The sequence below is a fragment of the Angustibacter luteus genome, assembly GCF_039541115.1.
GTDB classification, from domain to species: domain Bacteria; phylum Actinomycetota; class Actinomycetes; order Actinomycetales; family Angustibacteraceae; genus Angustibacter; species Angustibacter luteus.
Genome location: NZ_BAABFP010000005.1, coordinates 69269 through 89584 on the forward strand (window position 1 = coordinate 69269; position 20316 = coordinate 89584).

Below are 20316 nucleotides of genomic sequence, written 5' to 3' on the forward strand. Positions count from 1 at the left end.
AACCCCTGCTACTGCTCGAGAGTCGGGGGCTTGGCGGCAGAGCCGGACTTGCCGAGCGTCCCGTCGTAGATCTTCTGCCAGGTGCCGTCCTGGAACGACTTGAGCAGCAGTGCGTTCACCGCGGTACGCATCGCCTTGTCGTCCAGGGGCAGCCCAATGCCGTACTTCTCCACCGAGAACGGCTTGCCGACCACCTTGAGCTTGCTCGGGTTCTGCGCCGCGAAGCCCTTGAGGATCGCGTCGTCGGTCGTCACCGCGTCGACCTTGCTGTCGAGCAGCTGGGACACGCACTCGGAGTAGGTCTTGAACTCCACGATGTTGGAGTCCTCGGTCAGCTTCTCGTCGCGCACCCGCTGGATCGGCGTCGACCCGGTGGCCGAGCAGACCTTCTTGCCCTGCAGGGTGTCCTTGCCGGTGATCGCGGTCTCGTCCTTGCGGACCAGCAGGTCCTGACCGGCCACGAAGTACGGCCCGGCGAACGAGACGATCTTCTTGCGGTCGTCGGTGATCGAGTACGTCCCGACGTAGTAGTCGATCTGGCCGCCCTTGATGGCCGACTCACGGTTGGCGGACGGGATCTCGGAGTACTGGATCTTCGAGGGGTCGACGCCGAGGCCAGCCGCGATCATCTGGGCGATCTCGATGTCGAAGCCGCAGCGCTTGCCGCTGGCGTCCTTGTAGCCGAGGTTGGGCTGGTCCGCCTTGACGCCGACCCGCACGGTCCCGGCGGACTTGATCTTGTCGAAGGTGGGGCTGCCGCTGATGGTCGGCGTCGCCGGCGTGAACGTGGTGCCCGACGTCGTACAGGCGTCGCTGGCGCCACCGCCGCTGCCGGACGACGTCGGGGTGCCCTCCTTGCCGCACCCGGTGACGGCGAGGGCCAGGACGGCCCCAGCCACCACGATCGAGCTTCGTGTCGCATTCATCGTTTCTCCCTCGTTCGCTCGTTCTCGGTCGTTCAGGGACTCGCTCGCAGACTCGTTCAGACCCCCACTCAGTGGCTGAGGATCTTGGACAGGAAGTCCTTCGCCCGGTCCGACGTCGGCTTGGTGAAGAACTCCTCGGGGGTGGCCTGCTCGACGATCTGTCCGTCGGCCATGAACACGACCCGGTCCGCGGCCCGGCGGGCGAAGCCCATCTCGTGCGTGACGACGATCATCGTCATGCCGGACTTCGCCAGGCTCGTCATCACGTCCAGGACCTCGTTGATCATCTCGGGGTCGAGGGCGGACGTCGGCTCGTCGAAGAGCATCACCTTGGGATCCATCGCCAGCGCCCGGGCGATGGCCACCCGCTGCTGCTGCCCGCCGGAGAGCTGGGCGGGGTACTTGTCCGCCTGGGCCTGCACACCGACGCGCTCCAGCAGCTCGTCCGCGCGCTTGTCGGCCTCGGCCCGGGCCAGGCCGCGGACCTTGATCGGCCCGAGCGTGACGTTCTCGCGGATCGTCTTGTGCGCGAACAGGTTGAAGGACTGGAAGACCATCCCGACGTCCGCCCGCAGCTGGGCGAGCTCCTTGCCCTCCGCGGGCAGCGGTGCGCCGTCCAGCGTGATGGTGCCGGACTCGATGGTCTCCAGCCGGTTGATCGCCCGGCACAGCGTCGACTTGCCTGAGCCGGACGGCCCGATGACCACGACGACCTCACCCTCGCCGATGGTCAGATCGACGTCCTTGAGCACGTGCAGCTCACCGAAGTGCTTGTTGACGTGGTCCAGCACGACGAACGGGCGGCGGTCCTGGGCGGGGCCCGGAGGATCGGTTTCTGGCTCGGTCATGCAGCAAGACCCTAGCCATGAGCGGACATACCTGGCTATGTGCGTATCTGTCCTGGTTGTGGACCGTCACCGTCTCGTGACCCGCGCAAGTACGCTGGACGGTGCCATGACCGACACGACGACAGACCCCACGACCCAGCCGGTCGACATCGCGCGCACGTACGAGGTGCGCACCTACGGCTGCCAGATGAACGTGCACGACTCCGAGCGCCTGACCGGGCTGCTGGAGGACGCCGGGTACGCCCCCGCCGCCGAGGGCAGCACGCCTGACGTCGTCGTGTTCAACACCTGCGCGGTGCGGGAGAACGCGGACAACAAGCTGTACGGCAACCTGGGCCACCTCGCGCCGACCAAGAAGCAGCACCCGGGCATGCAGATCGCGGTCGGTGGCTGCCTCGCGCAGAAGGACCGCGGCGAGATCGTCAAGCGCGCACCCTGGGTGGACGTGGTGTTCGGCACGCACAACATCGGGTCGCTGCCGGCGCTGCTCGACCGCGCCCGGCACAACGAGCAGGCCCAGGTCGAGATCCTGGAGTCGCTCGAGGTCTTCCCGTCGACGCTGCCGACCAAGCGCGAGTCCGCCTACGCGGGCTGGGTGTCGATCAGCGTCGGCTGCAACAACACCTGCACGTTCTGCATCGTGCCGAGCCTGCGCGGCAAGGAGAAGGACCGCCGGCCGGGCGAGATCCTCGCCGAGATCGAGGCGCTGGTCGCCGAGGGTGCGCTCGAGGTGACCCTGCTGGGGCAGAACGTCAACACGTACGGGGTGGAGTTCGGCGACCGCCTCGCCTTCGGCAAGCTGCTGCGGTCCTGCGGCGCCATCGACGGGCTGGAGCGGGTGCGCTTCACCAGCCCGCACCCCGCCGCGTTCACCGACGACGTGCTGGACGCGATGGCCGAGACGCCCAACGTGATGCCGAGCCTGCACATGCCGTTGCAGAGCGGCTCGGACCGGGTGCTCAAGGGGATGCGGCGCTCGTACCGCTCGCGCCGGTTCCTGGACATCATCGACTCGGTGCGCGCCCGCATCCCGGACGCCGCGATCACCACCGACATCATCGTGGGCTTCCCGGGGGAGACCGAGGAGGACTTCCAGGCCACCCTGGACGTCGTCCGCGAGGCGCGGTTCGCCAGCGCGTTCACGTTCCAGTACTCCCAGCGTCCGGGCACGCCGGCCGCCGACCTGCCCGACCAGCTGCCCAAGGCGGTCGTGCAGGAGCGGTACGTGCGGCTGGTCGCGCTGCAGGACGAGATCTCCTGGGCCGAGAACCGTGCCCAGGAGGGCCGGCGGCTCGACGTGCTGGTGGCTGAGGGCGAGGGGCGCAAGGACGACGCGACGCACCGGTTGTCCGGCCGGGCCGCCGACAACCGGTTGGTGCACTTCGCCGTCCCGGCGCACGCGCTGGCAACCGGTGACGTGCCGCGGCCCGGGGACGTCGCCACCGTCGAGGTCACCTACGGCGCACCGCACCACCTGGTCGCCGACGCCGCGCTGACCGGCGGTTCGTACGCCGTGCGCCGGACCAGGGCCGGGGACGCCTGGCAGGCCCGGCAGGAGGCCCCGTCGACCCCGGCGGGCGTCGGCCTGGGCATGCCCCGGGTCGGGCCACCCGTCGTCACGCCGGTGGTCCAGGGCTGCCGGTGAGCGCAGGTCGCGTGGTCGTGGCGGTGGTCGGCGCCACCGCGACCGGCAAGTCGGACCTCGCGATCGCCCTCGCGCACGAGCTCGACGGCGAGGTGGTCAACGCCGACGCGATGCAGCTCTACCGGGGCATGGACATCGGCACCGCCAAGCTCACGGCGGCCGAGCGCCAGGGCGTCCCGCACCACCTGCTCGACGTGCTCGACGTGCGGCAGGAGGCCACCGTCGCGGCGTACCAGCGCGAGGTCGACGCGGTGCTGGCGGACGTGCTGGGCCGTGGGCGGGTGCCGGTCGTGGTCGGCGGCTCCGGTCTCTACGTGCGGGCGGCGCTCGACGTCCTGGAGATCCCGCCCACCGACGCGGGCGTGCGCGCCCGCCTCGAGGACGAGTCCCGGACCGTCGGCGCCCTGGCCCTGCACGCCCGACTCGCCGAGCTGGACCCGCCGTCCGCCGCCCGCATCCTGCCGAGCAACGCCCGCCGCGTCGTGCGGGCCCTCGAGGTCATCGAGCTCACCGGTCGACCGTTCTCGGCGACCCTGCCCGAGCCGGTCTACCGACGACCGAGCGTGCAGCTGGGGCTGCGGGCGCCCCGCCCGGAGCTGGACCAGCGGATCGAGCGCCGGGTGCACCGCATGTGGGACGACGGGCTGCTCGCCGAGGTGCGGCGCCTGCTGCCGCAGGGCCTGCGCGAGGGGCGCACCGCCGGGCGGGCGGTCGGCTACGCCCAGGCAGTCGGCCAGCTCGACGGCAGCCTGGACGAGGCGGCAGCGCAGGCGCAGACCGCCCAGCTGACCCGCCGGCTCGTCCGCCGGCAGGAGTCCTGGTTCGGCCGCGACGAGCGGATCGCCTGGCTGCCGTACGACGGCCCGGACCTGGTCGAGCAGGCGCTCGCGGCGGTGCGGGCTGGGCGTTCGGCACCGCGTGCCGGATGATGGACCCGTGCAGCTGACCTTCACGAAGGGCCACGGGACGGAGAACGACTTCGTCCTGCTCCCCGACCTCGACGCGACGCTCGACCTGACGGCCGAGCAGGTGCGCCGGATCACGGACCGGCACGCCGGGATCGGCGCGGACGGCGTGATCCGGGTCGTGCGCACCCGCGACGTCCCGGAGGTCGCGGACCAGGCCGGTGCCGCGGAGTGGTTCATGGACTACCGCAACGCGGACGGCTCGGCCGCCGAGATGTGCGGCAACGGCGTCCGGGTCTTCGTCGCCTACCTCCTGCGCGAGAAGCTGCTCGACGGCGTGGACTGGACCGGCGGCGTGCTCGCCGTGGCCACCCGGGCCGGCACCAAGCACGTGCGGATCGAGGAGGCCGACCACCTGGCCGTGGACCTCGGTGCGTGGCAGGTCGTCGGCGGCCAGCAGGCGCTCGACGACGGCGGCGACTGCCAGGTCGCCCTGCCCGGGACCGACGGGCTCGTCGCCGCGCTGTCCCTCGACCTGGGCAACCCGCACACCGTGGTCATGCTGCCGAACGAGCCGGACCTGGAGGCCCTCGACCTGAGCACGGCGCCCACGGTGATCCCGGAGCCGCCGAACGGCACGAACGTCGAGTTCGTCGTGCTCGTCTCGTCCGGGCACGTGCGCATGCGCGTGCACGAGCGCGGGGTGGGCGAGACGCGCTCGTGCGGCACGGGCGCGGCCGCCGCGGCGTTGGCCGCGCGCGCCTGGGTGAGCGTGGCCGGCGGCGGCGAGGTCGACCTGTGGCGGGTGGACGTGCCCGGCGGCACGCTGCTGGTCCGGCTCAGCGCCGAGGGCACCGTGGAGCTGGCCGGCCCGGCCGAGCTGGTCGCGGACGGCACCCTCACGCTCTGACTGGCCGCTGTCGCAGGGTCCCCCTACGTTGGCAGAACATGCCCTTTCGGGAGGTTCTGCGATGAAGCGTCAGGTTTTGGTAGCAGGTGCGGCCCTGCTCGCGGCGACCGGTGGCCTGCTGGCCCCGTCGGCCGCGAACGCCGGGCAGCGCCCGACGTCCGGGTCCGGGCCGGCGACAACGGTCCCCACGACAGTGCACCCGGCGACGAAGGTGCCCGTGATGACCGGCGGCGGGGGAGCGGTGTCGTCGGTGGACGAGACCGCCACCCAGGTCGGGATCGACGTGCTGCGGCGGGGCGGCAACGCCGCCGACGCGGCGGTCGCCGCGGCCGCGACGCTCGGCGTGACCGAACCGTTCTCGTCCGGCATCGGTGGCGGCGGGTTCCTGGTCTACTACGACGCCAAGCACCGCCGCGTGCAGGCCGTCGACGGACGCGAGACCGCGCCGAGGTCGTTCACCAGCACGACGTTCACCGACGGCCAGGGCAAGGCGCTCGACTTCAACACGGTGGTCAACTCCGGGCTGTCCGTCGGGGTGCCCGGCACGCCCGCGCTGTGGGACACGGTGGCCCGCCGGTGGGGCACCCGGTCGTTCGCCGACCTGATGAAGCCGGCCCAGCAGGTCGCCGAGCAGGGGTTCGTCGTGGATGCGACGTTCCACCAGCAGGTGGCCGACAACGCGACCCGGTTCGCGAAGTTCCCGGCCACCGCGGCGCTCTACCTCAAGGGCGGCCAGCCCCCGGCCACGGGCGCGACGTTCCGCAACCCCGACATGGCCAAGGCGTACGGCGAGCTGCGGGCGCACGGCGTGCGCTCGCTCTACCAGGGCACGCTCGGCGCCGCCCTGCTGGCCGCGTCCCAGCACCCTCGGACCAGTGACGGCAGCACCGTGTACCCGGGCCAGCTGACGGCCCGTGACCTCGCGTCGTACCGGGCGCTGCTGCGTACCCCGACCAGCACCAGCTACCGCGGGCTCGACGTGCGCGGCATGCCGGTCGCCTCGTCGGGCGGCATCGCCGTGGGCGAGTCGCTGAACCTGCTCGAGGCCTACGACCGGCAGACCCACCAGAGCATCTCGGACGTCGACGAGGCCCAGTACCTGCACCGGTTCAGCGAGGCGACCGCGACCGCGTTCGCCGACCGCAACCGGTGGATCGGCAGCGTGCCCGGCGTCCCGACCCGCGAGCTCACCTCGCAGGGCTTCGCGAACGAGCGCGCCTGCGCGTTGTTCAGCCCGACCGCCGCGGCCACCCGCCCCCTGCCGTTCGGCAACCCCGACGGCTCGTACTCGTGCTCGCATCCGGCCGCCAGCCAGCCGGCCGCCCGCGACGACCACGGCACCACCCACCTGACGGTCGCCGACAAGTGGGGCAACGTGGCCTCGTACACGCTCACGATCGAGCAGACCGGCGGCTCGGCCATCACGGTCCCCGGCTGGGGCTTCCTGCTCAACAACGAGCTCACCGACTTCAACTTCGTGCCCCTCACGGCCGGCGTGCCCGACCCGAACCTGCCCGGCTCGAGCAAGCGGCCGCGCTCGTCGATGAGCCCGACCATCGTCACCCTGCACGGCCGGCCGGTGCTCGCACTGGGCTCGCCCGGCGGCGCCACGATCATCACGACCGTGGCCCAGGTACTCACCGAGTACGTCGACCGGGGGATGCCCCTGGTGGACGCGATCGCGGCCGCCCGCTTGTCGTCGCGCAACGGCGTCGAGCAGGCCGAGCCGGCCATCTACGACGGTCCGGACGGCGCTGCGCTGAGATCGCTCGGCCACGTGCTGTCCAGCACGCCCGAGATCGGGGCCGCGACCGGCATCGTGATCCGGCCCGACGGCACCTTCCAGGCCGCCGCCGAGCCCGTGCGACGCGGTGGCGGGTCGGCGCAGGTCGTGCGCCCCGGCGGCTAGCCCCCTCAGCTCAGCGGGGCGGTGACCTGCAGGACGCGGAAGCCCTTGGCGCTCGCGTGCCGGCTCGTCGTGTAGCCCCGCGGGCCGAGCTGCTCGTCGAGCCAGCGGTGCAGCGAGTCGGACCCGAGGTTGCGCTGCACCACGAGGTAGGCGCTGGCCCCGGCATCCAGCCGGGGCAGCCAGCGCAGCAGCAGCTCGTGCAGGGCCGTCTTGCCGACCCGGATCGGCGGGTTGCTCCAGATCGCGGCGAAGCGGACGTCGTCCGGGACGTCGTCCGGCCGACCGGCCCGCACGTTCGACGCGCCCGCACGGGCCGCGTTGCGCTCCAGCAGCCCGACCGAGCGTTCGTTGACGTCGACACCCCACACCGTCGCCTGCGGTGACAGCATCGCCAGGGTCAGGCTGATCGGACCCCAGCCGCAGCCGACGTCCAGCAGGTGACCGTGCTCGGGGGGTGGCGGGGACTCGCGCAGCAGCACCTGGGTGCCGGTGTCCAACCGAGCCGGGCTGAACACGCCGGGGGCGGTGACCAGGTCCAGGTCGCGGTCCAGCAGGCGGACCCGCAGTGGCCGCAGGTCGGCCGGGCTGGCGGGCTGGGCCGTGAAGTAGTGGTCGCCGTCGCCCTCGGGGCCGGTCCGCTCGCCGCTCTGCACCGGGACAGTGTGCCAGCGCCCACGGCCACCCAGGGGGAATCCGGTGGCCCTCCCGGTCGTTGATATGTCACGTTGGGATACGACGAACCCCCCAGCACCAGGAGATCCGTGAACCGCCGCGCCAGTGCCCCCGAGTCCACCAGTCCCGCCGACCTCGACGACCTCGACGTGGCGCGGGTCGACGAGGCGTCGGACGACGGGTTCGAGGCGAGCGACGACGGCGGGTACGACGGCGACCAGCTGGACCTCGAGGAGCGGCACGCGCTGCGCCGCGTGGTCGGCCTGTCCACCGAGCTCGCGGACGTCACCGAGGTGGAGTACCGCCAGCTGCGGCTCGAGCGGGTCGTGCTGGCCGGGGTCTTCAACGGTGACCTGCGGGACGGTGAGAACTCGCTGGCCGAGCTGGCCGCGCTCGCCGAGACCGCGGGCTCGCAGGTCCTGGACGCCATCATGCAGCGCCGCGACCAGCCGGACCCCGGCACCTTCCTGGGCTCTGGCAAGGCCAAGGAGCTGCGCGACATCGTGGTCGAGACCGGCGCCGACACCGTGATCTGCGACGGCGAGCTGTCGCCGTCCCAGCGCCGTGCCCTGGAGGACGTCGTCAAGGTCAAGGTCATCGACCGCACGGCACTGATCCTGGACATCTTCGCCCAGCACGCCCGCAGCCGGGAGGGCAAGGCGCAGGTCGAGCTCGCGCAGCTCGAGTACCTGCTGCCCCGCCTGCGTGGCTGGGGTGAGTCGATGTCCCGGCAGGCCGGTGGTCGGGTTGCCGGCGGTGAGGGCATCGGTTCGCGTGGCCCCGGTGAGACCAAGATCGAGCTCGACCGGCGCCGGATCCGTACCCGCATCGCCAAGCTGCGCCGGCAGATCCGCGAGATGAAGACCGCCCGCGACGTCAGCCGGCACGACCGCAAGCGGCACGAGGTGCCCAGCGTCGCCATCGCGGGCTACACCAACGCCGGCAAGTCCAGCCTGCTCAACCGACTCACGAACGCCGGCGTCCTGGTGGAGAACGCCCTGTTCGCCACCCTCGACCCGACGGTCCGGCGGGCCGAGACCAGCGACGGTCGGACGTACACGTTGGCCGACACGGTCGGGTTCGTCCGCCACCTGCCGCACCAGCTCGTGGAGGCCTTCCGGTCCACGCTGGAGGAGGTCGCGGACAGCGACCTCGTCCTGCACGTGGTGGACGCCGCCCATCCCGACCCCGAGGGCCAGATCCAGGCGGTGCGGACCGTCCTGGCCGACGTCGAGGCGCACCAGGTCCCCGAGCTCATCGTGCTGAACAAGGCCGACGCGGCCGACCCCGAGGTCATCGCCCGGATCCGCTCGCGCGAGCGGGCCGTCGTGGTCGTCTCGGCGCGGACCGGCGAGGGCCTGGCCGAGCTGCAGTCCCGGATCGAGGAGCTGCTGCCCCGACCGGACATCGACGTCGAGGTCCTGCTGCCCTACGGCCGCGGCGACCTGGTGAGCAAGGTGCACGACGACGGCACCGTGCTGGTCGAGGAGCACCTGGCCGAAGGCACCCGGATCAGCGCGCGGGTGCACCCCGCCCTGGCGGGCGAGCTCACCGGCTACGCCGTCTGACCCGGCTCACCCGCTGAGACCGTCGGGAGCAGCAGGCGGAAGCAGGCGCCGCCCTCGGGGGCGTGCGCGGCCTGCGCCTGCCCGCCGAGGCGGCGCGCGATGGTGGCGACGATCGCCAGCCCGAGGCCGGTGCTGACCGGCCGCTGGCCGGCGTACCGGCGGTGCAGCTCGGAGCGCTCGAACGCGACCGTCAGGTCCTCGTCGGTGAGCCCCGGCCCGCCGTCGCGGACCTCCAGGACGGCGTGGTCGGTCTCGTGCCGGACGGCCAGGACGACGGGCCGTCCGGACGGCGTGACCCGCACCGCGTTCTCGGCCAGGCCGTCCAGTACCTGGCGGACCCGCACCGGGTCGGTGCGCACCAGCACGGGTGCCGAGGGCCGCTCCACCAGGAGCTGTTGACCGCCCTGCCCGCACCGGCTGCGCCACACCGGCTCCGCGTCCGCCAGCAGGGCCGCGAGGTCGACGTCCACGGCGTCGATCCGCAGGTCGACCGCGTCCAACCGGGCCAGGTCCAGCAGGTCGCCGACCAGGCGCTGCAGCCGGTCCGCCTCGGCGACCAGCGTGCGGCCGACCGCGGGCACCGACTCCGGTTCGGTGACGCCGTCCGCCAGCGCCTCGGCGTAGCCGCGCACGGCCGTGAGCGGCGTGCGCAGCTCGTGCGAGACGGTGAGCAGGAACTCGCGCTGGCGCTGCTCGCTGAAGCCCAGCTCGGCGCTGAGCGTGTTCACCGCGTCGGCGACTTCCGCGACCTCCTGCGGGCCCGTCGGGTCGAGCACCACGTCGCGCTCCCCGGCGGCGAGGCGGTGCGCCGCAGAAGCCATGCGCTGCAACGGTTTCGCTAGCCAGCGAGCGAGCAGCACGCCGGCCACCACCGCGACAACAAGGCCGACCAGCAGGGCGAGGAGCTGGCGCCACAGCAGCCGTACCGCCGGGCCGATCGCGTCGGACTGCGCGCGCGCCAGCACGAGCCCACCGCCCTCGGACAGCGGGCGCCCCTCGGCGATCACCGTGCGGCCGCCCGCCTGGAAGCGCAGCGACACCGGCTGCCCGGCGAGGAGCTGGTCCTTGCCGCGCTCGGCCGCTGCCACCGCGAGGGCGTCCCCGCGCACCGTCCCGTTCGGCTGCACCCGGGCCACCGGCGTGCTGGTCGCGCGCAGCGCTCGCAGCGCCTGCCCGGTGCGGGCCGGGATGGCGGCGTCCACCAGACCGGTGACCACGTTCGCCTGCTGCGCCAGCGACCGGCGCGCCTCGGTGCGTGCCGCCTGCCGGACCAGCCCGATCGACAGCAGCGCCGCCACCAGCACTGCGAGCGCTACCGTCGCGGTAATCACCAGGGTGGTGCGCTGGGCCAGCGTCGGGCGGCGCCGGGGGCGGACGTCGCTGCTCATGCGCGCCGGTCGTCGGCGGCGTACCCGACCCCGCGCACCGTGCGGATCGGGCTGGCGTCGCCGAGCTTGGCGCGCACCTGGGCGACGTGCACGTCGACCGTGCGGGTCGCGTCGTCCGGCGGGTAGTCCCAGACCTGCGAGAGCAGCTCGCCGCGCCCGAACACCCGCCCCGGTCGACGCATCAGGTGCGCGAGCAGGTCGAACTCGGTCGCGGTCAGGTCGACCGGCTGGTCGTCGGCGAACACCTCGCGGCGTCCGGCGTCCAAGCGCACCCGCCCGACCTGCAGGGGCGGCTCCTCGCTGACCACGACCGTTGCGGTCCCACCGGGTCCGCGACGGAGCACGGCCTTGACCCGGGCGACCAGCTCGCGGGGGGAGTAGGGCTTGGTCACGTAGTCGTCGGCGCCGAGCTCGAGGCCGAGCACCCGGTCGACCTCGTCGTCGCGCGCGGTCACCAGGATGACCGGCGTCCAGTCACCCGCCGCCCGCATCTCGCGGCACAGGTCTACGCCGTCCCGGCCGCCGGGGAGGCCGATGTCCAGCAGGACGACGTTCGGGGGGTTGCGCCGGGCGGCGAGCTGGGCGCCGGCCACGTCCCCGGCGACGTCCACGACGAAGCCGTCCCGCTCGAGGTACATCCGGGCCAGGTCGGCCAGGGCGGGCTCGTCCTCGACGACGAGCACGCGGCGCACTGGGTCCATGTCCTCACCGTCGCGGTCGGTCTCGGGGTCTGGCAAGCCTCGTACAGGATGCTGACACACGCCGATCGGGGCGCAGATCTTGACGCGCCAACGTGCCCCTATGAGCAGCGACGAGACGACGATGGCAGCGGTCCGGATCGGCGCCCTGGCCACGGCCGCGGCCGGCGCGATCCACTTCGCGGTGGCCGGTGAGCACTTCCACGAGTGGTGGGTGTTCGGGGTGTTCTTCCTGGTCCTCGCGGTGGCCCAGGCGGTGCTCGCGGTGCGGTTCTGGGCCCTGCCGGAGGCCCGGGTGGCGGCGATGACCGCGGCCGTGAACCTGACCACGGTGCTGCTCTGGGTGGCCAGTCGCACGACCGGGCTGCCGATCGGGCCGGAGGCAGGCTCCCCGGAGGCGTGGGGGGTCACGGACGGCGTGTGCGCGGCCCTCGAGGTGGCGGCGGCCGTCGCCGCGGGTTGGGTCGTTCACCGGCTGCGCGAGGCGGGACCGGTGACGTGGCGGCCCACCCGCTCGCTGGCGGTGGTCACCGGCATCGCCGCCGTGGCCGTGGTGGCGGCCAGTGGTGTTGCGGTCGCCGCCCCCGGTGAGCCCGCCGGCCACGGGCACGACGACGACATGACGATGACCGCAGGTGCAGGACCGGGGCACGAGCACGGCGGGTCGGCCGGTACCGACCAGGGCAACGGCGAGCGCCACGTGATGGCGAACCTGCCGGACGTCTCCGGCGCGACGGCCGAGCAGACCGCGGCCGCCCGCGCGCTGGTCACCACCCTGGAGTCGGACACCCGCCGCTACCGCGACGTCGCGGTCGCCACCCGAGCCGGGTACGACGTGGACGCCGCGCTCAAGCACTGGCGGCAGAAGCACGACGGCAGGCAGCCCGGGCAGATCCCGGCCCTGCACGTGCCGCAGCAGCAGGCGCGCACCGACGGCCGGCTCGTCGACCCGGCGGCGCCCGAGACGTTGATCTACCACCGTGCCGCGGACGGCACGATGACGCTGATCGGGGTGATGTTCACCGCCGAGCACCAGCAGCCGCCCAGCTCGTACCAGCCGTTCCTGCGCTGGCACTTCCACCAGAAGCCCGCTGCCGCCGGCTCCGGCGCGACCAAGCCGACCGGCTACATGACGCACGTCTGGTTCGTCGATCCGGGCAGCACGGCCGACAGCCTGCGGTACGCGTTCGCGATGAGCCCGCCGAAGGCGCAGCTGCTGGCCTCGCCCGGGGCGAACGCCTGACCCGCGGCGGCCGCCTGCCCAGGACGCACCGCCCGGCCAAGTAGGGTCGGCGGGTGCCCGCAGCCCACCCGCCCGCGTCCAAGGGTCCGACCCGCCCTGCCGATCTGACGGCACTGCTCGAGGCCGCCGTCGAGGGCGTCGGCGGGACGCAGCGCCCGGGGCAGGTGCAGATGGCCCAGGCCGTCGCGGACGCGGTTGAGGGCGACGGCCACCTGCTGGTCCAAGCCGGCACGGGCACCGGGAAGTCGTTGGCGTACCTGGTTCCTGCGCTGGCGCACGCGGTGGCAACCCGGCGTCCGGTCGTCGTCGCCACGGCGACGCTGGCGCTGCAGGCGCAGGTCGTGGACCGCGACCTGCCCCGCATCACGGCAGCCCTCGAGCCGCTGCTCGGTCGGCGGGCGACGTACGGGTTGGTGAAGGGTCGGCGCAACTACCTGTGCCAGCACAAGCTCGTCGGTGGCTTCCCGGAGGAGGACGACGACGCGTTGTTCGGACCGCCCGCCGCCGCGAGCCGGATGGGCGAAGAGGTGCTGCGGCTGCGCGAGTGGGCGAACGACACGGCGTCCGGGGACCGCGACGAGCTCGTGCCCGGCGTCACCGAGCGGGCGTGGCGGCAGGTGTCGGTGTCCGCGCACGAGTGCCTGGGCGGCAAGTGCCCGATGCTCGAGGAGTGCTTCGTCGAGCAGGCGCGCTCGTCCGCCAAGGTGTCCGACGTGGTGGTCACCAACCACTCGATGCTGGCCATCGACGCCTTCGAGGGTCGCCAGATCCTGCCCGAGCACGACCTGGTCGTCGTCGACGAGGGGCACGAGCTGGTCGACCGGGTGACGTCGACCATCACCGACGAGCTGACCGCGCCCATGGTCGAGCGCGCCGCCCGGCGCGCCGCCCGGCTGGCTGACGTCGAGGCGCTCAGCACGTCGGCCGACGTGCTGCGCGAGGTGCTGACCGGGGCACCGGAGGGGCGGCTCACCTCGATTCCGGAGAGCCTCGGCGTCGCCCTGGCGGGCGTGCGGGACGCTGCCCGGTCCGTGCAGAGCGAGCTCAAGCCGGAGAAAGGCGCGGAGGTGGACGCCGGCCGCCAGGTCGCGCGCGCCGAGGTGGACGAGGTCTTCGAGGTCAGCGAGCGGCTGCTGTCCGACAACGACCACGACGTCGTCTGGCTGAGCGACGACCCGCGGCGTGGGCCGGTGCTGCACGTGGCACCCATCGGGGTGGCGGGCCTGCTGCGCGAACGGCTGTTCCCGGACCGCACGGTGGTGCTCACGTCGGCGACCCTCGAGCTGGGCGGCAGCTTCGAGTCCGTGGCGGCCTCGATGGGGCTGTCCGGGCCGGACGCGCCGGCCTGGCAGGGCCTGGACGTCGGCAGCCCCTTCGACTACCAGAAACAGGCGATCCTCTACTGCGCCAAGCACCTGCCGGCCCCCGGCCGGGACGGGACCTCGTCCGCGGCCATGGACGAGCTGGCGGAGCTGGTCACCGCCGCGGGGGGTCGCACGCTGGGCCTGTTCTCCTCCCGCCGTGCCGCGGAGGCCGCCGCCGAGGCGATGCGCGAGCGGCTCGACGTGCCGATCCTGTGCCAGGGCGAGGACCAGATGCCCACCCTGGTGCGGGCCTTCGCCCGGGACGCGCGGACCTGCCTGTTCGGCACGCTGTCCCTCTGGCAGGGAGTTGACGTGCCCGGGCCGGCCTGCCACCTGGTCGTGATCGACCGGATCCCCTTCCCGCGCCCGGACGACCCGCTGATGTCGGCGCGGTCCCAGGCTGTCGCCGACGCTGGCGGCAACGGCTTCATGGCGGTGGCCGCGACGCACGCGGCGCTGCGGCTCGCGCAGGGGGCCGGACGCCTGGTCCGCTCCTCGCAGGACCGCGGCGTGGTGGCCGTGCTGGACTCGCGGTTTGCCACCGCCCGGTACGGCTCCTTCCTGCGCGCGTCCATGCCGCCGTTCTGGCCGACCGCGGACCGCGAGAAGGTGCTGGCCGCGCTGCGCCGGCTGGACGAGGGCGCCGGTGAGCTGCTCCCGGTGCTGGAGCCGGGCCTGCGGGTGGACGCCGTCCGGGACACCAGCACCGTGCCGGCGCCGCCCGCGCACGCTGAGCCGAGCGTGCCGCTGGACGTGCCGGCCGCCGAGCCGGCGCCGGTCCCGGAGTCCAGCCGCACCGGGGTGGTGCAAGGACGCGCCTGGACGGCGCAGGACGACGTCACGATGCGCGAGGGCGTCGAGCTGGGCTGCAGCGTGGAGGACCTCGCCGACCAGTTCGACTGCGAGCCCGACGTCATCGAGGCTCGGTTGGACGCCCTCGGGCTGCACGCGCCGCACGAGCTCTTCTGAGCATCACTGCCAGGGGACGATCTCATCGAGTTCGGCCGTCTCCCAGGCGCCGCCCAGGTTCGTCGTCCAGCATGGGGTGATGCAGGAGGACGAAGCCAACCGGATCGCCGCCACTCTGATGGAGCGCGGGGTCATCGCCCGGGTCGCCAGGCCCAGCTCGTACCGCTTCGGCGTGCGCATCCCGCTCGGGGACGGCCGCGAGGCCCTCTGGGACGTCGACGGCGCCGCCGGACTGGAGGCGCAGGTCATGCGGGACGGCGTGCTGGTCGGGTTCGTGCCACAGATCCCCGGATCCGAGCACTTCGACGAGGCCCAGACCGTCGAGGCCATCCTCGCCACGGACTACGGCTCCGCCTGAGCGCTGGCCCGCTTCGAGGTCGGTGGACGGCAGTCCGCACCACCTGCTCTGATGAGTGGGTGAGCGCTGCCAGCAGGGCAGACCAGGATCCGGTCGTGGGGTGCGTCGTCCGCGGGGACGACGCGGCGACCGTGCTGCTGGACGCCGTCGGACGCAGGACCTCGCCGCTCGTCGGCTCGCTCTCCGGGCCGGCCGGTCGCCGTGCCGTCGTCGTCCCCGCGTTGTCCCAGCCGGCACCGGTGTGCGCCGACCTGGTCGCCACGCTGGTGGACCTGCTGCTGGACAACGGGTTCGCCGACGTCGTGGTCGGCACGGCGGCGCGGACCGGCGACCGCGACCGGGGACTCGGGTCGGTCGGCGACCTGGCCGCTGCGGCAGGTTGCACGGGGCGCACCGCGGCCGGGCGCGACTACCAGGTGGTGGACCTGCACGAGCACATGGTCCCGGCTGCTGTCCCCTTGTCCAGCGTGCTCGCCGGGCACGCGGTCGCGGCCGCGTGGGCGGAGGCGGACGTGCGGATCCTGCTGTGCCGCAGCGTGACCGATGTGCTGGACGGGTTCGCCGGGTCGCTGGACGCCCTGTTGCTGGTCGCGCCGGGCGTGCCCGGCGCCGAGCCGGCGGACGTCGCTGCGGACCTGCTGCAGCACCACCCGCCGACGCTGGTCATCGCGGACGCCCTGGTGTCCAGCGACGGCCCGGACGGCCGACACGTGCTGCGCGAGCTGGGCACCCAGGCGCTCGTCGTCTCGACCGACGCCCTCCGGCTGGACGTCACGCTGGCCGGCCTGCAGGGGGAGGACCCAGCGGCGTCCCGCCTGGTCCAGCGGGCCCTGACCCGGCAGCGCCCGGCGGTGGGCCGGGTGGTGGGCGACCTGACCCCGTTCCCGGGGTGGGTGCGGGCCCACCCCCTGGTGCGCGACGCGGCCCGCCGGGCCACGACGACCCCCGACCTCGCGCGGCTGCTGGCCGCTGCCACCGGTGGCCCAGATCGTGGCGCTGGCGGCGGCGACGGCAGCGACGCGGTGCTGGGTGCGTTCCGCGGGCTGCTCACCCCGTTGGTCGCGGCCGCCGACGACCCGATGGCGCGCGGGGTGCTCGTCGGCCTGCTCGGCGCCGTCTCCGCTGTGGCGCAACAGGTTGACGGCTGGACGACGACCAGCGCCAAGGGTCGGGTGCGCCGGGTCGAGGTCCCGCTGGGGTTCGACCCCTCGCACTGGGAGCCGGCCAGCTACGACGAGCTGCCCGAGCTGCTCGGCGAGCTCGACGCGCTGCTGGCCGGCGTCCCCGATGTGCCTGGCGCGATGCGGTGGTGCCTGCTCGACCGCTCCATCGTGTTCGAGACCACCCGGGTCGTCGAGGCGCCGTTCGCCGACTTCGTCGCCCGGGTCGACGTCGCCCAGGGGATCAGCCTGATGGCCGACTACCTCGGGGGGCGGCGGGTGCCGGTCAGCGCCGACGACTCCGGCCGTCCGGTGCGGCAGGCCGAGCGCAACGTGTACCTGCCGCAGCCCAATTACCTGGCGCACTGGGGCGGGCTGCCGATCGACGTCTGCAAGATCGAGCTGGTGCAGCGTGAGCAGGGTCGGCACGCCCTGCACTGGCGCACCGTGGACAGCCTCAACGGGTCGGCAACCTACGACGACGGAACCCTGAGCTTCACGGACCTCGGGGCCGGCCGCACCCGCTTGGGCGTTCGGGGCCGCCAGCTCTTCACGCTGCCCGCCTTCTGGCAGGCCGCGGACCTCGACCGGCTGCCGGAGGTCAAGGACGACCTCGTCGAGGACGCCTACCGGCGGTTCTTCAGCACCACGTTCGACAACCTCGAGGCCTGCTACGAGGGACGGGAGTTCCGCATCGGTCGGGACGCCGATGACGAGGGTCCACTGGTGACCCAGACGCTGCAGCTGCTGCTGGAGCTGGCGTCCCAGTGGCTGAGCCAGCACCAGCCGGGCTGGACGACAGTCACCGCCACGCCTGCGCCCGTGGTCGACGTCCACGGGTTCCGGCACTTCCGCGGCGGGGCGGAGGCCGTCGGATGAGGGTCGCGGTCACAGGGGCGTCGGGGCTGGTGGGCGGGCAGGTGGCCGCCGCCGCAGCTGCGGCGGGTCACGAGGTTCGTGGGGTCGTACGGCGGCGGGGATCGGTTGCGGCGCAGGGGATCGAGACCGTGCGGGCACCCCTGGAGGACCCGTCGGCCCTGCGGTCGGCCTTCGCCGGGTGCGATGCGGTCGTGCACTGCGCGGCGGTGTACGCGTTCGACGCCGACCGGGCCGCCGAGGTCGAGCGGGTCAACACCACCGGCACCGTCTCGGTCGTGCAGGCAGCTGCGGACGCCGGGGTCCAGCGGGTCGTCGTGACGTCGTCCTCCGTCACGCGCGGGTCGTCCCGGACGGCGGCACCGCGCACCGAGCTCGACGTCCTCGGCGACGAGCCGGCTCCCACCTACTACGCCAGCAAGGTCGAGCAGGAGCGGGTCGCGTTGCAGACCGGCCAGCGGTGCGGCGTGCCCGTGGTACTGGCACTGCCGACGGTCGTGCTGGGCGGCCCGGCGCAGCGGCTGCTGCCCAGCAACGCGATCGTGCTGCGGTACCTGCTGGACGCCACCCGCAGCACCTACCCCGGCGGGTGCAACGTCGTGGACGCGCGAGACGTGGCGCTGGGGCACCTGCTGCTGCTCGAGCGCGGGGTGCCGGGGGAGCGGTACCTGCTCGGTGGGCAGAACGTCAGCTGGCGCACCCTGCACGCCACCGTCGCCGAGCTGGCCGGGTTGCCCGGCCCGTTCCTGGAGGTGCCACGCCCGGTCGCCCAGGCCGTGGCGAGGGTCGCCGGCGGCTGGAGCCGGCTGACGTCGTCCGCTCCGCTGGTCACGCTCGACGAGGCGGACACCGTGGGCCGCTGGTACTGGTACGACCACGGCCGGGCGGCTTTGCTGGGCTATGCCCCGCGGTCCGCCCGGGACGCGGTCGCAGCGTCCCTGGCGTGGCTGCTGGTCGGTGAGCACGTCCCCAGGTGGGTGCGCGAGGGGCTGTCGCTGTCGCCCGACGTCCGGGCCGCTCGCCCACTCGTGCCGCGCCCGCTGTAGCCGCAAACCGACACGAAAGTGCTTTGTGCGGTGGGCGCCGTTGCGCCTAGCGTGGCGCGATGACGGTCTCCCTGCATGCCTTGTGCTTCGACGCGATCGACCCAGTCCGGGTCGCGGCCTTCTGGGCGGGCGTCCTGGGCTGGGAGCTGGCCGACGATCCGCACGATGGCACCGTGCTCCTGCCGGACGACGAGACGGGGTTCCGGCTCCGCTTCCTGGCGACCGAGGAGCAGAAGAGCAGCCAGAACCTGATGCACTTCGACCTGACGAGCACGTCCCTCGAGGACCAGCAGCAGAAGGTCGCCCTGGCACTCGCGCTCGGCGGGCGGCACGTCGACGTCGGTCAGCGCCCCGACGAGGGTCAGGTGGTGCTCGGCGATCCTGAGGGCAACGAGTTCTGCGTGATCGAGCCGGGCAACAACTTCCTGGCGGACTGCGGGTTCGTGGGAGCGGTCTCCGGCGACGGTTCGCAGGCGGTCGGGTACTTCTGGAGCAAGGCGCTCGGCTGGCCGCTGGTCTGGGACCAGGACGAGGAGACGGCGATCCGCTCACCGCACGGCGGGCCCAAGGTCACCTGGGGCGGTCCGCCGCTGATGCCCAAGCTCGGCCGGAGCCGGGTCCGCTTCGACCTCGTGTCGCCGGTCCACGGTGATCTGCAGGCGGAGGTGACCCGTCTGGTCTCCCTCGGTGCGACGCGGGTCGACGGAGGTGGGGGTGAGGGTGAGGCGAGCGAGGTGAGGATGGCCGACCCGGACGGCAACGAGTTCTCGCTCCGGGTCGCCGGTGCTGCCTGACCCGATCGAGGAGGCCATCGAGGAGGCCCGCCGTCGGCAGGCCATCGCCGACCGGGACACCTCCGACTCGGTGAACCACTTCGCCAGCTCCGTACGGGCCGTGTGCCGGCGGTGGAACCTGACGGCCCAGCGGTGGCTGCCCGGCGGTGCCGGTGCGCCGACCCTCGCGGTGACGGGGGTGGACGGCACGGCGGGCGTCCTGAAGATCGCCGAACCGGGGAGCCTGGACGACGCGGTGCGGGTCATGCTCGCGGCCGACGGCCAGGGATACGCGCGGGTGCTGTGCTGGGATGCCGACCGGGGTGCGCTGCTCACCGAGCGGCTGGGCGGCGACCTCTGGACGCACGCGGCGACGCTGGTCGAGCAGGCGCAGCTGGTCGTGCCGCTGCTGCAGCTCGCCTGGCGCGTGCCGCTCGACCGCGGCCGGCCGTTTCCGGGCAAGGCGTCCGGGCTGCTCGACATCCTCGCCGACCTGGGGCCGCGGTACGGCGCGCACCACGCTGACGTCCTCGCTCGGGCCTCGCGGTACGCGACCGAGCTGGCGGCGTCCGAGCGGCCGCAGGTGGTCTGCCACGGCGACCCGCACGCGGGGAACGTCCTGCGCCGAGGTTCGGGCTGGGCGCTCATCGACCCGGACGGGTTCGTGGGGGAGCGCGCCTACGACCTCGGGGTCGTGCTGCGCGACGGATGCCGGGAGATCGTGGCGGCGGAGGCGAGCCGGGCAGGCGCGGGCGCCTCGGTGCTGCGCCGGGCGTGCCAGGTCGCGGCCGGGCTCGCGGACGTCGACGCCGAGCAGGTGTGGCGGTGGTCGTTCGTGGAGCGGGTGACCACCGGGCTGTACCTGCGGTGGTTCGGCCACCACGACGAGTCGGCGAGCTTCCTGGGTGCGGCTGACCTGCTGAGCTCGCGCGAGAGGTAGGAGCCCGCCCGGTTGGTCGCGGAGGTCTCCGAGCCGCCGCCCGCCGGTCGGGCCAGCGGCGGGCTTGCTCACAACGAGTGACTCAAGGACGCCAGGCAATAGGCCGAAGGAGTGCTGT

The 20316-nt window shown here is 73.4% G+C and carries 17 protein-coding genes; 12 read left to right on the top strand and 5 right to left on the bottom strand.

Annotation, left to right across the window (positions count from 1 at the left end; translation table 11 throughout):
- Positions 1-8: 8 nt before the first annotated feature.
- The gene (locus ABEB17_RS09465; RefSeq protein ID WP_345716454.1) at positions 9-926 is read right to left on the bottom strand and encodes a glutamate ABC transporter substrate-binding protein; all 918 of its coding nucleotides are present in this window, start codon (positions 924-926) and stop codon (positions 9-11) included.
- A 68-nt stretch (positions 927-994) separates the two neighbouring features.
- A complete protein-coding gene (locus tag ABEB17_RS09470) occupies positions 995-1774 on the bottom strand; it encodes an amino acid ABC transporter ATP-binding protein (protein ID WP_345716455.1) in 780 nt (259 codons plus the stop codon).
- Between the two features lie 106 nt (positions 1775-1880).
- On the opposite strand from ABEB17_RS09470, the gene miaB reads away from it, so the two are divergent.
- The 4 genes from miaB to ggt all read left to right on the top strand — a co-directional run bounded on the left by miaB (position 1881) and on the right by ggt (position 7143).
- Entirely contained in the window at positions 1881-3419 is a 1539-nt protein-coding gene (gene miaB / locus ABEB17_RS09475; protein WP_345716456.1) for a tRNA (N6-isopentenyl adenosine(37)-C2)-methylthiotransferase MiaB, read from the top strand.
- On the top strand, positions 3314-4348 hold the full coding sequence (gene miaA, locus ABEB17_RS09480; protein ID WP_378226964.1) for a tRNA (adenosine(37)-N6)-dimethylallyltransferase MiaA: 1035 nt from the start codon (positions 3314-3316) through the stop codon (positions 4346-4348). The genes miaB and miaA overlap by 106 nt, the downstream gene beginning before the upstream one ends.
- 7 nt (positions 4349-4355) lie before the next feature.
- Entirely contained in the window at positions 4356-5234 is an 879-nt protein-coding gene (dapF, locus tag ABEB17_RS09485; protein WP_345716457.1) for a diaminopimelate epimerase, read from the top strand.
- Between the two features lie 61 nt (positions 5235-5295).
- A complete protein-coding gene (gene ggt, locus ABEB17_RS09490) occupies positions 5296-7143 on the top strand; it encodes a gamma-glutamyltransferase (protein ID WP_345716458.1) in 1848 nt (615 codons plus the stop codon).
- A gap of 5 nt (positions 7144-7148) precedes the next feature.
- Here ggt and ABEB17_RS09495 read toward each other — a convergent pair whose 3' ends face one another.
- Positions 7149-7796, bottom strand: a complete 648-nt coding sequence (locus ABEB17_RS09495; protein ID WP_345716459.1) for a class I SAM-dependent methyltransferase — start codon at positions 7794-7796, stop codon at positions 7149-7151.
- A 108-nt stretch (positions 7797-7904) separates the two neighbouring features.
- On the opposite strand from ABEB17_RS09495, the gene hflX reads away from it, so the two are divergent.
- Entirely contained in the window at positions 7905-9383 is a 1479-nt protein-coding gene (hflX, locus tag ABEB17_RS09500) for a GTPase HflX (protein WP_378226921.1), read from the top strand.
- On the opposite strand, the gene ABEB17_RS09505 is transcribed toward hflX, so the two are convergent.
- Positions 9371-10771 (bottom strand): sensor histidine kinase, encoded by a 1401-nt coding sequence (locus ABEB17_RS09505; RefSeq protein ID WP_345716460.1) that lies wholly within the window; start codon positions 10769-10771, stop codon positions 9371-9373. The genes hflX and ABEB17_RS09505 overlap by 13 nt on opposite strands.
- Entirely contained in the window at positions 10768-11472 is a 705-nt protein-coding gene (locus tag ABEB17_RS09510) for a response regulator transcription factor (protein ID WP_345716461.1), read from the bottom strand. The genes ABEB17_RS09505 and ABEB17_RS09510 overlap by 4 nt, the downstream gene beginning before the upstream one ends.
- A 100-nt stretch (positions 11473-11572) precedes the next feature.
- On the opposite strand from ABEB17_RS09510, the gene ABEB17_RS09515 reads away from it, so the two are divergent.
- The 7 genes from ABEB17_RS09515 (at position 11573) to ABEB17_RS09545 (ending at position 20198) form a co-directional block, all read left to right on the top strand.
- The gene (locus ABEB17_RS09515) at positions 11573-12712 is read left to right on the top strand and encodes a hypothetical protein (RefSeq protein WP_345716462.1); all 1140 of its coding nucleotides are present in this window, start codon (positions 11573-11575) and stop codon (positions 12710-12712) included.
- 53 nt (positions 12713-12765) lie between these two features.
- Complete coding sequence (locus tag ABEB17_RS09520; protein WP_345716463.1) at positions 12766-15045, top strand: ATP-dependent DNA helicase; 2280 nt, start codon at positions 12766-12768, stop codon at positions 15043-15045.
- Positions 15046-15124: 79 nt separating this feature from the next.
- On the top strand, positions 15125-15403 hold the full coding sequence (locus ABEB17_RS09525) for a hypothetical protein (RefSeq protein WP_345716464.1): 279 nt from the start codon (positions 15125-15127) through the stop codon (positions 15401-15403).
- A gap of 59 nt (positions 15404-15462) precedes the next feature.
- Positions 15463-17442 carry a DUF362 domain-containing protein gene (locus tag ABEB17_RS09530; RefSeq protein ID WP_345716465.1) on the top strand — a complete coding sequence of 660 codons (1980 nt, stop codon included), beginning with the start codon at positions 15463-15465 and terminating at the stop codon, positions 17440-17442.
- Positions 17439-18485: an NAD-dependent epimerase/dehydratase family protein gene (locus ABEB17_RS09535; RefSeq protein WP_345716466.1), complete on the top strand. Its 1047-nt coding sequence runs from the start codon at positions 17439-17441 to the stop codon at positions 18483-18485. The genes ABEB17_RS09530 and ABEB17_RS09535 overlap by 4 nt, the downstream gene beginning before the upstream one ends.
- Before the next feature lie 59 nt (positions 18486-18544).
- Positions 18545-19279: a VOC family protein gene (locus ABEB17_RS09540; protein WP_345716467.1), complete on the top strand. Its 735-nt coding sequence runs from the start codon at positions 18545-18547 to the stop codon at positions 19277-19279.
- On the top strand, positions 19269-20198 hold the full coding sequence (locus ABEB17_RS09545; protein WP_345716468.1) for an aminoglycoside phosphotransferase family protein: 930 nt from the start codon (positions 19269-19271) through the stop codon (positions 20196-20198). Before ABEB17_RS09540 ends, ABEB17_RS09545 begins: the two co-directional genes overlap by 11 nt.
- Positions 20199-20316 lie beyond the last annotated feature (118 nt).